The following is a 13,357-nucleotide window of genomic DNA, read 5'->3' as shown; positions in this document are numbered from 1 at the left end:
TGGGGAGCTTCGCGGGGTCATGCGGGCACGAGGGCCCAGACGGTCTCGTCGCTACGACCGCCCACGAACGGCCGTTGCTCCAGGATCGAAGCCGTGCCGTTGTTGACCTGCCGCACCGCGAAGTTGCTGGCCCGGTTCACCAGCCCGTAGCGCGAGTCGGCGCTCCGGAGCAGCTTCCACTGCTGATTCGTGGACGAGCCGCAGTGCGTCTGTTCGAGGAGCGCGCCGTCCGCCGTGCTGCCGGAAACCGGCCGCACGCACTGGCCACTCCGCTCGTTGACGATCTTCCAGTACCCGCCGCCCGCGTCGGTGAGCTTCCACTTCTGGCCGTTGTCGTTCTGCCTGGCCACGTTGGTGATCTTCGCGCCGGCGGACGTCGAACCGTCGACCACGGCCGCGCTGTTGCCGTTGGTGGCGACGGAAAGGTAGTACTTCTTGCCCGCCTGCGGACCGGGGTCGGCGATGGGGTTCAGGGTCCACTGCTGGTTGGCCGCCCCGGTGTAGGGCTGCTGGACGAGCGGGGCCGGGTACGCGCCGCCGTCGGTGATCGCGTAGCCCGTCAGGTAGTTGAAGATCGCCACCTTGCCGTTGCCGAGCGGCTGGAACGCCCACCGCATGCCGTTCTGGCCGTTGCAGTTGTACTGCAGGATCTGCGTGCCGGGCGCCGTCCCGCTCTGGGCGCTGTCGGCGCACAGCTGGCTGTTGGCGTTGACGAGTTGCAGACCGGTGTTGTAGCCCAGGATCCATTTCTGGCTCTGGGAGTCGGTCCGGGCGCGGTGGCTGAGGTTGGCGAGACCGCCGGTCGAGGAACCCACGACGTCGATGGCGTTGCCGCTCGCGCCGGTGATGACGTAGGTCTTCCCGCCTTGGGCATGACCGTCGTCGTTGTCCGGAGTGTCCTTTTTGATCAGGAAGGCGCTGTTGGCGACGTTCCAGTGCGTGGCGAGCCAGCTTCCGGGGACGGGATTCGTGCTGAAGTAGTCGTCGTTGCCGCAGTCCAGCAGCCGGTCGAAATCACGCTGCGTGCAATCGAAGGACTGGGTGTCGCCGTAACACATCAGGTCCCATTCCTGGGAGCAGTGCCCGCCGCCCTGGTAGTGCGGGGCGCCCGGCAGGACCGCGCCGAGCATGTGGCCCACCTCGTGGGCGACGGCGTTGACCCCCCAGCAGGGCACGGCGATCTCGGTGTAGTGCCTGCCGTTGTTGAAGGCGTTGGCGGGACCGGGCTGGTCGTCGCTGTCGCCCCAGGTACCCGCGCAGGTGTGGGGGTTGTCGGAGAACAGGATGTAGTCGCGGTCGGCGTTGTAGTGGCCCGCCTGGATGGCCCGGTCGCGGATCGCGCCGGACAGGTACGTGCCGTCGGGCACCACCAGGTTGGCGACGGCGACCTGGCAACCGGCGCCCGCGGTCGTCACGTACCGGACGTGCCTGCTGGCGCCCGTCAGCGCGGCGCTGTCGTTGAACGAGTCGTCCATCCCGGACGCGTAGGCGCGCAGGGACGGCACGACGGTGGAGTACCGGTCGGGCTGGCCGGCTTCACGGACGTAGACCAGCTCGATGCGTTTGCCGGAGACACCGTCGCCCTCGCAGACCACCGGGTTGGCGGCGATCTGCGCTTGAGCGACGGAGAGAGCGAGTGGGGCCACCGGGGTCGCGCCGGGCGGCAACGGCCGGCTGTGATCCGTGGCGGCGAAATCATCGGAGGCGGAGGCTCCGGCTGTTTCACCCACGAGCAAGCCGCAGATGAGGCCGATGGTCACCAGCAGGCCGGCGGAGCGCCTTCTTGCTTTGGACAAGTGCTCTTCCTTTCGCGATGGAGGAACGCGATAAGAAGGCTAGAGATCGGATGTATAGACCACCAGGCAGAAGCACCGGCAGACTGCCATTACCCTTCCGCCATGGCCAAGTACTTGCTGCTCAAGCACTACCGGGGCGCGCCGGCGTCGGTCAACGACATCCCGATGGACCAGTGGGCCCCGGAAGAGATCACGGCGCACGTGCAGTACATGCGGGACTTCGCGAACCGGCTCGTGGAGACCGGCGAGTTCGTCGAGGAACGGGCTCTCGCCCCCGAAGGCACCTTCGTCCGCTACGACGGCGAGGGCAAGCCGCCGGTCACCGATGGCCCCTTCGCCGAGACCAAGGACCTCATCGCCGGTTTCATGCTGATCGACGTCGACAGCTACGAGCGCGCGCTCGAACTCGCGGGCGAGCTGTCGGCCGCTCCGGGTGCGGGCGGGAAACCGATCCACGAGTGGCTCGAACTGCGTCCGTTGTGGGGCGAGCCGCTGGTCATCACGGAGTGACCGCCGCAGTGGACGAGGCCCTGCTCCGGAGCCTCACGCCGAACGTCCTCGGGATCCTCGTCCGCCGCGGGGCCGACTTCGCCGCGGCCGAGGACGCCGTGCAGGAGGCGCTGATCGAGGCCGTCCGCGTCTGGCCGGGAGGCCGGCCGAAGGACCCGAAGGGCTGGCTCGTCACCGTCGCCTGGCGCAAGTTCCTCGACGCGGCCCGGTCGGACGCCGCCCGGCGCCGTCGCGAGGAGCTCGTCGACGAGGAGCCGGAGCCCGGGCCCGCCTCCGATTCGGACGACACGCTGCAGCTCTACTTCCTGTGCGCCCACCCGTCGCTGACGCCGTCGTCCGCGGTCGCGCTCACCCTGCGCGCCGTGGGAGGGCTGACCACCCGCCAGATCGCGCAGGCGTACCTGGTGCCCGAAGCGACCATGGCGCAGCGCATCAGCCGGGCCAAGCGCACCGTGTCCGGGGTGCGGTTCGACCAGGCGGGCGACGTCGCCACCGTGCTCCGCGTGCTCTACCTGGTCTTCAACGAGGGCTACTCCGGCGACGTCGACCTCGCCGCCGAAGCCATCCGGCTCACCCGGCGGCTGGCGGCCTCGATCGACCATCCCGAGGTCGCGGGGCTGCTCGCGCTCATGCTGCTGCACCACGCCCGGCGCGCCGCCAGGACGTCCGGCGGTGACCTCGTGCCGCTCGCCGAACAGGACCGCGGCCTCTGGGACACGCGCCTGATCGCCGAGGGGGTCGAGATCCTGCAAGCGGCGTTGGCCCGCGACAAGCTGGGCGAGTTCCAGGCGCAGGCCGCCATCGCGGCGCTCCACGCCGACGCGCCCGCCGCCGAGGAGACCGACTGGGTGCAGATCGTCGAGTGGTACGACGAACTCACGCACCTGACCGGCAGCCCGGTCGTGCGGCTCAACCGCGCGGTGGCCGTCGGCGAGGCGGACGGGCCGCGCGCGGGCCTGGCGGCGCTCGCCGAACTGGACGACTCGCTCCCCCGGTACACCGCGGTGGCCGCGTACCTCCACGAGCGCGACGGCGACCTGGCGAAAGCGGCGCGGCTGTACAGCGAAGCAGCCGAGAAGGCGTCGAACCTGGCCGAGAGCGCCCATCTGACCCGTCAGGCCGCGAGGATCAACGCCCTCAAGAAGTGACCGGCGGCAGCCGCGGCAGGCCGTCGATCTCCGACAGGTGCTCCAGCACCCGTCCGAATGCCTGTCCCAATACCTGCTGCTCTTCCGGGCTCAGGAGGTCGATCAGGTGCTCCCGGACGCCTTCGACATGCGTCGGCGCCGCGCCCTCCAGCAGTTCCGAGCCGCGTTCCGTCAGCTCCGCGACGACGCCGCGTTTGTCCGCCGGGTCACGAGTGCGGCGGATGATGCCTTCGGCTTCCAGCCGGACCATCTGGTGCGAAAGCCTGCTCTTGGTCGAGCCGAGCATGCTCGCCAGCTCCGTCATCCGCATCCGGCTGTCGGGCTGGAGCGAAAGGCAGACCAGGACCTCGTAGTCGGCGAGGGTGACTTCGTGACGCTCGGAAAGTTCCCGGTGCAGCCGCTGCCGCAGGCGCATGGTGGCGACGATGTACGAGCGCCACGCGACCATCTCCGACTCGGACAGCCAGCGCACTTCTTTTTGCTCCACCGCCATCCACGCAGGGTAGATCGTTGATCGCACGAGGCGCATACCCACCGGTCACTTTTCGGCCCCTGAAAAATCCGGCGGAACATTCGCCCGAAGGAGGGTTACGAAAAGGTTGAGACTCGGCGAGAAAAGGCGCATTCTGCTTGTCAGCGGATGGTCGGGCAAGTATCGGGCGAGCCATCGGATGGCCGTCGGACCTGCCTCCCAGCCGGGAAGGGTCAGGTGGTGGTATGGCGGGTGATTCTCGCGGTTGACCGCCTGCTGTGTCCCCGCGACCGGAACGGAAAGGACCGGGTCGGTCGCGACTGTGAACAGCGACGAGCGCGGGCATCTCGGATGCGCTCGACAATTCTCGCGCATTCGGCGTCACTCCGGCCTGTTTCGGGTTAGCGGCCTCTTCGACCGCCTCGGCAGCGCCAGGCGCCGGCCCGGTGATCGCGGCCAACCGGCGATCGGAACAAGACAACCTCGGTAGTTCTGGGTGCGGCCACTTCGCGTGGCCGCACCCAGGCATATCCGGCCCTCTCCGGCTACGCTTCCCCCGTGCGATTCGACGAAGGCGCGGGCCTGGACACCTCCGAAGTCCAGGACCTGCGCGGCGGTGGCGGTGGTGGCGGTATCGGCGGCCGGGTGGCACTCGGCGGCGGCGGGCTCGGCGTGGTGGGCCTCGTCATCTACTTCCTCCTCTCCCAGTTCGGCGGCGTGGATCTGAACCCGTCCTCGGGCGGGCTCGGCGGCCTCGGCGCCGTGGGTTCCGGGCAGCAGACGGACAACACGTCGCTGTCGCAGGAATGCAAGACCGGCGCGGACGCGAACCGGAAGCACGACTGCGCGATCGTCGCCATCATCAACTCGATCCAGGACTACTGGGGGCAGGAGTTCCAGCGGTCCGGGTCGACCTACCGCAAGGCCGTCACCAACTTCTTCAACGGCGGCGTGAACACGGCCTGCGGCAACGCGACTTCCGACGTCGGGCCGTTCTACTGCCCCGGCGACTCCCAGGTCTACATCGACCTCGGGTTCTTCAACGAACTCCGCACCAGGTTCGGCGCGCAGGGCGGGCCGTTCGCGGAGGCGTACGTGCTGGCCCACGAATACGGTCACCACGTGCAGAACCTCACCGGAGTGTCCAAAAAGGGCACCGGGAGCGGGCCGACGTCGGGTTCGGTGCGGCTCGAACTGCAGGCCGACTGCTACGCCGGGGTCTGGGCGAACCACGCCACGACCGCACCGACCGAGACCGGGCGTCCGCTGATCACCGAGATCAGCCAGGAAGACATCAACTCCGCGCTGGACACCGCTTCGCGCATCGGTGACGACTACATCCAGACCAAGCTGGGCGGCGGCCGGGTCGACGAGTCGAAGTTCAGCCACGGCACCTCGGCGCAGCGGAAGAAGTGGTTCACCACCGGCTTCCAGACCGGCCAGCCGGCGCGGTGCGACACCTTCGCGACCAACAGCCTGGGCTGAGTCTCCCTCTCCAGAGACGCAATGAAAGGCCCGTTACTTGCAAAATTTGCAAGTAACGGGCCTTTCATGTCACTTGAGGGAGCTACTACGCGGCGACGTGGCCGTGGTGGTCGTCAGCGTGGACGGAAGCCGTCAGGCTCCGCTGCTTGGACCGCTCGGCCGCGCGGACGGCCTTGGCCTTCGCGGCCTTGCCACCCGGGACACCGTTGATGTTCTCGGTGCTGGTCGCGTACACGCCCAGCGCCCAGGCGACGGCGTCGGAGTTGCGGTCGAGCGCGACGCGGTCGACGTTGCCGAGGTTGTCGCACTTCTGGTGGTAGCACTTGTCGTAAGGAACGTTGGCGCTACCGCCCCACTTGGCGGCCTGCGCCGCGGTCTTCACGCCTTCGGCACCGGTGAACAGGCCACCGGCCGGGATGCCGACCGCGATGAACTGGCCGTAGTCCGAACGACCGGTGAAGTCGGTGCCCTCGACCGGGACGCCCTTGCCCTTCTCGAGGTAGTCCACGAGGGTCTTCTCGAGCTGCGCGGAACCGTACGGGCCGGGGCCCGCGCCGGTGGCGTCGGAGTCGTCACCGTCGTAGGCGAAGTACGCCGCGTTCGGCGAGCCGATCATGTCGTAGTTCAGGTACAGCGCGACGTCGAGCTGCTGCTCGAAGCTCAGCGAGTTGACGTAGTGGGTCGAGCCGACGAGCCCGAACTCCTCCGCGCTCCACCAGCCGAAGCGGACGGCGTTGTTGGCCTTGGGCTTGCTGCCCAGCTGCAGCGCGGTCTCCAGCAGCGCGGCGGAACCGGTGCCGTTGTCGTTGATGCCGGGGCCCTCGGTGACGCTGTCGAGGTGGGCGCCGAGCATCACGACGTTGTCCTTGCGACCGGTCTTGGTCTCGGCGAGGACGTTGTAGCTGGTCCGCGCCTCCTGGAGGGCACGCAGGTCGAGGGTGACCGAGGCACCGGCCTTGCCCGCGAGCACCTGGCCGTCGGCCTGGGTGATGCCGCCGGTCGGGATCTTGCCCGCGGCCGGGTCGCCCAGGGTGCCGTTGACCGGGCCCGGGACGTTGTTGTAGACGATCGCGCCGACGGCACCGGCCGCGGCGGCGGTCGCCTGCTTCTGTGCGAAGGAGCAGCCACCGCGCTGGATCAGCGCGATCTTGCCGGTGACCCCACCGGCGTAGTCGGCCGCTTCACAACCACTGGTGTCGTCGACCGGGACCACCGCGAGCGGCGCGGTGATTCCACCGGCGGGCGTCGACGGGCTGTAGGACATGATGATGATCGGGACGTCGGCACCCGCGACCGTCAGCTTCTCCGCGAGGGTCTCCGCGTAGGTGAACGGGAACTCCTGGCGCGTGACCGTGAAGCCCGCCTGCTCCAGCTTCGTGGCGACGTACTCCGCGGACTTCTTGTGGCCCTCGGTGCTGGCCGCGCGACGGCCGCCGGTCGAATCCGAGATCCGCTGAAGCGCGATCAGATGCCGGTTGACGTTGCCCACGTCGACCTTGTTGACGAGCTGCTTGGCCAGTGCGGGACCGTCGAGTTTCGGCGCGGCCGTCGCAGCGGGAGCCATTCCGACCGTGAGCGCGGCGGTCGCCATCACCACGATCGAGGGAACAATGCTTCTTCGCGAATATGACATGAGCGTCACCTTTGTGTGGTTTGCGTCATAGGTCAACCGACGTTCGGCGGACTTCCCATCACCGTTATAGGGTCGGTTGTATGTACGCGATCACCATCCGTGAGCCCGGCGATCCCGACGTTCTCGAATGGACCGAGGTCCCCGATCCGGTGGCGGGCGAAGGCGAAGTGGTTCTCGACGTCGCTGCGAGCGCCGTCAACCGCGCTGACCTGCTGCAACGCCAGGGTCATTACCCTCCTCCGCCGGGTGCGAGCGAAATCCTCGGGCTCGAATGTTCGGGCACGATCGCCGAAATCGGCGAAGGCGTCGAAGGATGGCAAATCGGCGACGAGGTTTGTGCTTTGCTCGCCGGTGGTGGCTATGGGGAAAAGGTCGCCGTCCCGGCGGGACAACTGCTTCCGCTTCCCGCCGAAGTCGAATTGCTCGCGGCCGCCGGATTGCCCGAAGTCGCGTGCACGGTCTGGGCGAACGTGGTGATGCACGCCGGATTGTCCGAGGGCGAGGTCCTGCTCGTCCACGGCGGGGCCGGCGGGATCGGCACACACGCGATCCAGGTCGCCAAGGCGCTCGGCGCGACGGTCGCGGTGACCGCGGGTTCGCCCGCACGGCTGGAGAGCTGCCGCCAGCTCGGCGCCGACATCACGATCAACTACAAGGAGCAGGACTTCGTCGAGGTCCTGCGCGCCGAGACCGGCGGCGCGAACGTCATCCTCGACAACATGGGCGCCAAGTACCTCGACCGCAACCTCGACGCGCTGGCCATGGACGGCAGGCTCGTGGTCATCGGCATGATGGGCGGGGTCAAAGGCGAGCTCAACATCGGCAAGCTGATGGGCAAACGCGCCAGCGTGTTCGGCGCCGGCCTGCGGTCGCGGCCGCTGGACCAGAAGGCCGCGATCGTCGCCGACGTCCGCGAGCGGCTGTGGCCGTTGGTGGGGCAGGGCTCGGTGAAGCCGATCGTCGGACAGGTCGTCCCGATGGCCGAGGCGGCCTCGGCGCACCGCGCGCTCGAAGAAGGCACGGTTTTCGGCAAGGTCTTATTGGCCGCAAAATCCTGACGAGTCAGGCGCAGCCTGTCCGTTGAGGGTGGCGGCGGGGCGGGGTCCGGGTTAGCGGATCTCTTCGAGGACCCGGACGAGCTGATTGACCTCGAAGACGTTCGAGTAGTGCGCGAGGCCGATCCGGACGGCGCCGCCGACTTCGGCGGCGCCCAGTGATCCGAAGACCCCGCTCGTGCCGTCGTCGGCGAAGGCACAGAGCCCTTGGGACGCGAGGTACTCCGCGACCTCGGGCGACTTCTTGCCCGCGACGGCGAAGGCCAGCGCGGGGATCCGGCGCATGGCGTCGCCGATCACCATGACGTGCCTCAGCGAACGCAGCTCCGTGGACAGTTGCGCCAGAAGTCCCGCGTGGTACGACTTCGCCGACCCCAGCGACGTCACCAGCTTCTCGCGCCGCGAGCCCATCGCCGCGTCGTCCAACCCGGCCAGGTAGTCGATCGACGCGATCAGGCCGGCCAGCAACGGATACGCGTGCGGCCCCAGTTCCATCCGGGCCGGTCCGCGCGCGGCCGGGTCGAGCGAGACCGACGGCAGGCGTTCGAGCAGTTCGGGATCGCGGAAGACCAGCGCCCCCACCGACGGCCCGCCCCAGGCCTGCGCCGAAACCACCATCACGTCGGCGCCGAGCGCGTTGAGGTCCAGCGGCACGAACGGCGCCGCGTACGTCGCGTCGACGACGACCAGCGCGCCGACCCGTTTGGCGAACTCGATCACCGTCGGGACGTCGGGCCGGGTGCCGACCGAACCGGACGCCAGCGTGACCGCGACGGCCTTGGTGCGCGCGGAGACGAGGTTCTCGTACTGCCAAGCGGGCAGCTCGCAGGTCTCGATGTCGATCTCGCCCCAGCGCACGACCGCGCCGACCCGTTTCGCGGCGCGGCGCCACGGCGCGAGGTTGGCCTCTTCGTCGAGCCGGGACACGACGACCTCGTCGCCGATCGTCCAGCGGTCGGCCATCGCGTCGACGAGACGGCGGATGAGGTCGGGCGCGTTGGGTCCAAGCACGACTCCGGCCGGGTCGGCGCCGACCAGGTCGGCGACCGCCCGGCGAGCGGCCGTGACAATGCTTTCCGCACGCTGGGAGGCCGGAAACGCTCCACCCGGCCCGGACACCGGAGCGCGCATGGCCGTGGATACGGCCGAAGCGACCTGTTCAGGTACGAGCATTCCGGCGGCGCCGTCGAAGTGAATCCAGCCGTCACCCAGCGCGGGAAACAACCCACGGATACGAGCGACGTCGAACGCCATGGGGACACCGTACGGACGTGCGGTTTGGCGCTTTACCCGGGGTTGGGTGCCCGACCACGGGGCGCGACGATTCCCGCTACGCTCGGAGACGGCATCGAAAACCGCGCTGCGCTTTGTGCCCGACGTAGGCCAGGATGGAGCACATGACCGACCCAGTTTCCCGCGAATCGACCACCCCCGGTGACGGCGGCGGAGACTCCTCACCGCACGTGGTGGTCGTCGGTCCCGACGGCGTCCCGGTCGGCACCGCGCGCCTCGCCGGCGGCTCCGAGCAGGCCGAAGGCGAGGAGTCGCTCGGCGACCTCGTCGAAGAGCCCGCCAAGGTGATGCGGATCGGCACGATGATCAAGCAGCTGCTGGAGGAGGTCCGCGCCGCACCGCTGGACGACGCCAGCCGCACGCGCGTGCGCGAGATCCACCAGACCTCGATCCGCGAGCTGGAGCAGGCGCTGGCGCCGGAACTGCAGGACGAACTCGAGCGGCTGGTGCGGCCGTTCACCGAGAACTCGACGCCCTCGGACGCCGAACTGCGGATCGCCCAGGCTCAGCTGGTCGGCTGGCTGGAGGGGTTGTTCAGCGGCATCCAGACCGCGCTGTTCGCGCAGCAGATGGCCGCGCGGGTGCAGCTGGAACAGATGCGGCGCGGGCTCCCGGCCGGTCCTTCCGCGGGTGGCGCCCTCGGCGGCCCCGGCGAGGCTCACGGGCCTGGCCAGTACCTCTGACACCTGTCGCGCGTGTAATGAACGGGACTTTCCTTGCAAATTTTGCAAGGAAAGTCCCGTTCATTACATCCCTGGGTCAGCGCAACGGGCGGAAGAACGCCCGCAGGTCCCCGATGAGCAGGTCCGGCACCTCCAGTCCCGGGAAGTGACCGCCGCGGTCCGGAGTGGACCAGTGCACGATGTTGTCGGTGCGCTCGGCGAGATGCCGGATCGGGAGGCCGGTGTCCTTCGGGAACACGGCCACCCCGGTGGGCACAGTGGACTTCGGCGGCTCCTCGCCCCAAGCCCCGCCCAGCGAGGAATAGATCCGCGAAGACGAGTTCGCCGTGCCGGTGAGCCAGTAGAGCATCACGTTGGTGAGCAGATCGTCGCGATCGATGGCGTCCTCGGGAACGTCACGCGAGTCCGAATAGGACTTGAACTTCTCCACGAGCCACCCGAGCTGCCCGGCCGGTGAGTCGGTGAGCCCGTAGGCAAGCGTTTGCAGCTTGGTCGCCTGGATCATCGCGTAGCCCAGCTCGCCGTACTGGAAGTCCCGCCCGCGCGCCAGCGCCGCCTCACCGCGCGCGAGTTCGTCGCCGGTGAGCCCTTCGAGATCGGCCTCCGACTCGGGCACCGCGCTCGGCAGCATCGTCAGATGCGCGCCGATCACCCGCTCCGGGCACCGGACGCCCACCTGCCGCGACACGATCGCGCCCCAGTCGCCGCCGTGCAGCCCGAACCGCTCGTACCCGAGCCGCGACATCAGCACCGGCCAGGCGTCGGCGATCCGGTCGGATCCCCAGTTCGCCTCGGTCGTCGGCCCGGAGAACCCGAAGCCGGGCAGCGACGGTACGACGACGTGGAACGCGTCCGCCGGGTCGCCGCCGTACGCGCGCGGATCGGACAGGGGCCCGATGACGTCGAGGAACTCCACGATGGATCCGGGCCAACCGTGCGTGAGCATCAGCGGCTTCGCGTCCGGCTCCGGTGACCGCGCGTGCAGGAAGTGGATGTCCGCGCCGTCGATGCTCGTCAGGAAGCCGGGGAAGCCGTTGAGGCGCTCCTCGTGTGCGCGCCAGTCGTAGCGGAGGCGCCAGTACTCGGCGAGCTCCTGGAGGTACCCGAGCGGCGTCCCGAGGCCCCAGCCGACGCCGTCGATCTCGTCCGGCCAGCGGGTGTTCGCGAGGCGGGCGGCTAGGTCGTCGAGGTCACGCTGGGGGACGGCGATCTTGAACGGCGAGATGGTCATACGGAGAACGGTAGGGAGGATCGAGGACAGGAACGGTCCTCGAATCAGATCAGACCCGGAGTTCTGTCGGAGCCCAATCCGTCATCAGGTCGGCGACGTCCTCGACCCATTCCTCTTCCGCTTCCCGGCTCTCCGCACGGAGGAACAAGATCGTGTCGATCAGCGCCTGATACAGCTTCGCTCGCGAGACGCCCCGATCGAGCTCCGCGACGAGCAAGGCTCGAGGAGCCGAATCGTTCTCTCCTGCGTACAACGCGAGGAGCCTGGCGCGAAAGTCCTCGCTGACCCCCATGGTCGGTGTCTTCTCCACCGAGGGCAGGGAACGCTCCAACCGGTCCAGCACGCGGTCCACACCCTTGCCGTCCACTACGGACGACGCCGTCTCCGAGAACCGTCGGCGCACCTCTTCGTCGCTCAACAGCGTCCGCAGCGTCTCGACGGCGTCGTCGGCCAGTGCCGCCGCGCTCCCCAGCCCGGCCGCGAGCCCGAGGTCCAAAGCTCCCCGGTAGCCCGTCTCCTGGTTGTCGACCAGCTGCACGACACCGGTCGGCACCCCGAGACAGCACAGCTCCAGCAGCGTGACACCGGCCGCGCTCACCGCGACGTCCGTCTCCACCAACAGGTCGAGCAGTCCCGGTCCCGGCGGCGCGATGCGGAATTCCTGGCCGGGCAGGGCCTCCGGCACGACGGGTTCACCGCGCACGAGGACATCGGCGACGAACGGCAGTCCCGTGTCGCGCAAGGCGTGCAACAGCGCACTGACCGTGCCCGCCCATTCGGTCCCGCCGCCGAGCACCACGGTCACGTGCGGCCGCTCGGCCCCTTCACGACCGCGGCGCTTCTCTCGCGCGGCCCGGACGACCTCTCGCATCGGCGCGTAGGCCACGCCACGGAGCAGCTCGCCGGAGCCGTCGTCGGGCCGCGGCGCGGGAGCGAAACCACAGTCGACGACGAGGTCCGCCGCGCGCCTGCCGAACACGTCGTCCTCGATGGACACCAGCAGCGCGCCCGCGGCGTTGACTTCCCGACGCTCCTCGCCGATGCCGTAATGGTCGATGAGCACTACGTCGAAGTCTTCGGCCAGCGCGGCGGTAACGGCGGAGTTGAGCACGGGAACGGACAGCTCGCCGAACCGGGCCGCCAGCCATTCGGCGTTGTCCACGAAACCCGAGAACGCGACTTCCCAGCCCCGCGCGACCGCGCGTTCGGCATAGGCGACCATGCGCGAAACATGGCCCGCCCCGATCGTCCCGGAGGCGTCGGCCCGCAGCACCAGCTTCGTCACCTGGCCACCTTCTTCTGCTCGACGTGCTCGTTGAGCTTCGCGAGGTCGGGCCGGGAGCGCAGCACCGCGACCACTTCGCGCCAGTCGCCGACGCGGTCGCCCAGTTCGGCCACGACGCCTTCGATGACAGCCCAGTCCTCGGCGGTGTCCAAGGTCACGCGCAGGTCGTCGGCGGGCGGGCTGACCACGACGCCGGAGCACGAGTAGATCTCCGGTCGCGAGTAGATGCCCGAAGTCACGTGTTCCCGATCCGCGCCGCGAGCGGTCTCGACCTGCTCGGCCAGCACTCCCGCGCGTACGAGTTCGGCGTCGAAGCCCCGGGGCAAGGTGCGCACCAGGGTCGTACTCAAGTAGTCCAGCGAGGGCTGGGTGCGCCACAGCGTGACGAGCTGCCCGATCAGCGCCGGGTCCAGCAGCGGGCAGTCGGCGGTGAGCCGCACGACGGCGTCGGCCGGGTACGACTCGATGGCCACCGCGAAGCGCGCGAGGACGTCGTCAAGCGGCCCTCGGGCGACCAGGGCGCCGTGCCGGGCGGCTTCCTCGGCCACCGCGTCGTCCTCGGCTTCCGTGGAGGTCGCGACCACGACGTCGTCGATTCCCGGCGAACTCGCGGCGGCCCGGACGACCCAGCCCAGCACGCTCCGGCCCGCCAACGGCCGGAGCACCTTGCCGGGCAGCCGGGTCGACGACGCGCGTGCCTGGATGACGGCGTTGACCACGTGGGCCCCGGGGTCTGGATCCATGGGTGACATGATGGCCTGCGGCA

General features: G+C 69.1%; 11 protein-coding genes and 1 pseudogene. 5 read left to right on the top strand and 7 right to left on the bottom strand.

Features of this window, described 5'->3' with window-relative positions; translation table 11 throughout:
• Window positions 1–17: 17 nt before the first annotated feature.
• Window positions 18–1,796: an RICIN domain-containing protein gene (locus ACLJPX_RS22390; protein WP_101611820.1), complete on the bottom strand. Its 1,779-nt coding sequence runs from the start codon at window positions 1,794–1,796 to the stop codon at window positions 18–20.
• 102 nt (window positions 1,797–1,898) lie between these two features.
• Between ACLJPX_RS22390 and ACLJPX_RS22385 the strand changes: the two genes are divergently transcribed.
• Window positions 1,899–2,306 carry a YciI family protein gene (locus ACLJPX_RS22385; RefSeq protein ID WP_410601782.1) on the top strand — a complete coding sequence of 136 codons (408 nt, stop codon included), beginning with the start codon at window positions 1,899–1,901 and terminating at the stop codon, window positions 2,304–2,306.
• An 8-nt stretch (window positions 2,307–2,314) separates the two neighbouring features.
• On the top strand, window positions 2,315–3,454 hold the full coding sequence (locus ACLJPX_RS22380; RefSeq protein WP_410601926.1) for an RNA polymerase sigma factor: 1,140 nt from the start codon (window positions 2,315–2,317) through the stop codon (window positions 3,452–3,454).
• Here the strand turns inward: ACLJPX_RS22380 and ACLJPX_RS22375 are convergent.
• Window positions 3,444–3,947: a MarR family winged helix-turn-helix transcriptional regulator gene (locus ACLJPX_RS22375; protein ID WP_174720492.1), complete on the bottom strand. Its 504-nt coding sequence runs from the start codon at window positions 3,945–3,947 to the stop codon at window positions 3,444–3,446. The two genes, ACLJPX_RS22380 and ACLJPX_RS22375, sit on opposite strands and share 11 nt — an antisense overlap.
• A gap of 537 nt (window positions 3,948–4,484) precedes the next feature.
• On the opposite strand from ACLJPX_RS22375, the gene ACLJPX_RS22370 reads away from it, so the two are divergent.
• A complete protein-coding gene (locus tag ACLJPX_RS22370) occupies window positions 4,485–5,411 on the top strand; it encodes a neutral zinc metallopeptidase (RefSeq protein ID WP_410601781.1) in 927 nt (308 codons plus the stop codon).
• Window positions 5,412–5,496: 85 nt separating this feature from the next.
• Here ACLJPX_RS22370 and ACLJPX_RS22365 read toward each other — a convergent pair whose 3' ends face one another.
• On the bottom strand, window positions 5,497–7,044 hold the full coding sequence (locus tag ACLJPX_RS22365; RefSeq protein WP_410601779.1) for a M28 family metallopeptidase: 1,548 nt from the start codon (window positions 7,042–7,044) through the stop codon (window positions 5,497–5,499).
• Between the two features lie 80 nt (window positions 7,045–7,124).
• On the opposite strand from ACLJPX_RS22365, the gene ACLJPX_RS22360 reads away from it, so the two are divergent.
• Window positions 7,125–8,102 (top strand): NAD(P)H-quinone oxidoreductase, encoded by a 978-nt coding sequence (locus ACLJPX_RS22360; protein WP_410601778.1) that lies wholly within the window; start codon window positions 7,125–7,127, stop codon window positions 8,100–8,102.
• Window positions 8,103–8,153: 51 nt separating this feature from the next.
• Here the strand turns inward: ACLJPX_RS22360 and ACLJPX_RS22355 are convergent, their stop codons facing one another.
• The gene (locus ACLJPX_RS22355) at window positions 8,154–9,353 is read right to left on the bottom strand and encodes a cysteine desulfurase-like protein (RefSeq protein ID WP_101611815.1); all 1,200 of its coding nucleotides are present in this window, start codon (window positions 9,351–9,353) and stop codon (window positions 8,154–8,156) included.
• Window positions 9,354–9,487: 134 nt separating this feature from the next.
• Between ACLJPX_RS22355 and ACLJPX_RS22350 the strand changes: the two genes are divergently transcribed.
• The gene (locus ACLJPX_RS22350) at window positions 9,488–10,075 is read left to right on the top strand and encodes a bacterial proteasome activator family protein (protein WP_101611814.1); all 588 of its coding nucleotides are present in this window, start codon (window positions 9,488–9,490) and stop codon (window positions 10,073–10,075) included.
• Window positions 10,076–10,151: 76 nt separating this feature from the next.
• On the opposite strand, the gene ACLJPX_RS22345 is transcribed toward ACLJPX_RS22350, so the two are convergent.
• The 3 genes and pseudogenes from ACLJPX_RS22345 to ACLJPX_RS22335 all read right to left on the bottom strand — a co-directional run bounded on the left by ACLJPX_RS22345 (window position 10,152) and on the right by ACLJPX_RS22335 (window position 13,334).
• On the bottom strand, window positions 10,152–11,306 hold the full coding sequence (locus ACLJPX_RS22345; protein ID WP_410601777.1) for an epoxide hydrolase family protein: 1,155 nt from the start codon (window positions 11,304–11,306) through the stop codon (window positions 10,152–10,154).
• A 325-nt stretch (window positions 11,307–11,631) separates the two neighbouring features.
• Window positions 11,632–12,591: pseudogene (locus ACLJPX_RS22340) on the bottom strand (spore coat protein); the annotation flags it as partial.
• Complete coding sequence (locus ACLJPX_RS22335) at window positions 12,588–13,334, bottom strand: cytidylyltransferase domain-containing protein (protein WP_410601775.1); 747 nt, start codon at window positions 13,332–13,334, stop codon at window positions 12,588–12,590. The pseudogene ACLJPX_RS22340 and the gene ACLJPX_RS22335, both read right to left, overlap by 4 nt.
• Window positions 13,335–13,357 lie beyond the last annotated feature (23 nt).

The organism is Amycolatopsis sp. lyj-90, assembly GCF_046549035.1.
Lineage (GTDB): Bacteria > Actinomycetota > Actinomycetes > Mycobacteriales > Pseudonocardiaceae > Amycolatopsis.
The sequence above is the reverse complement of the archived record's forward strand: the minus strand, read 5'-3'. Positions and strand labels throughout refer to the sequence as shown.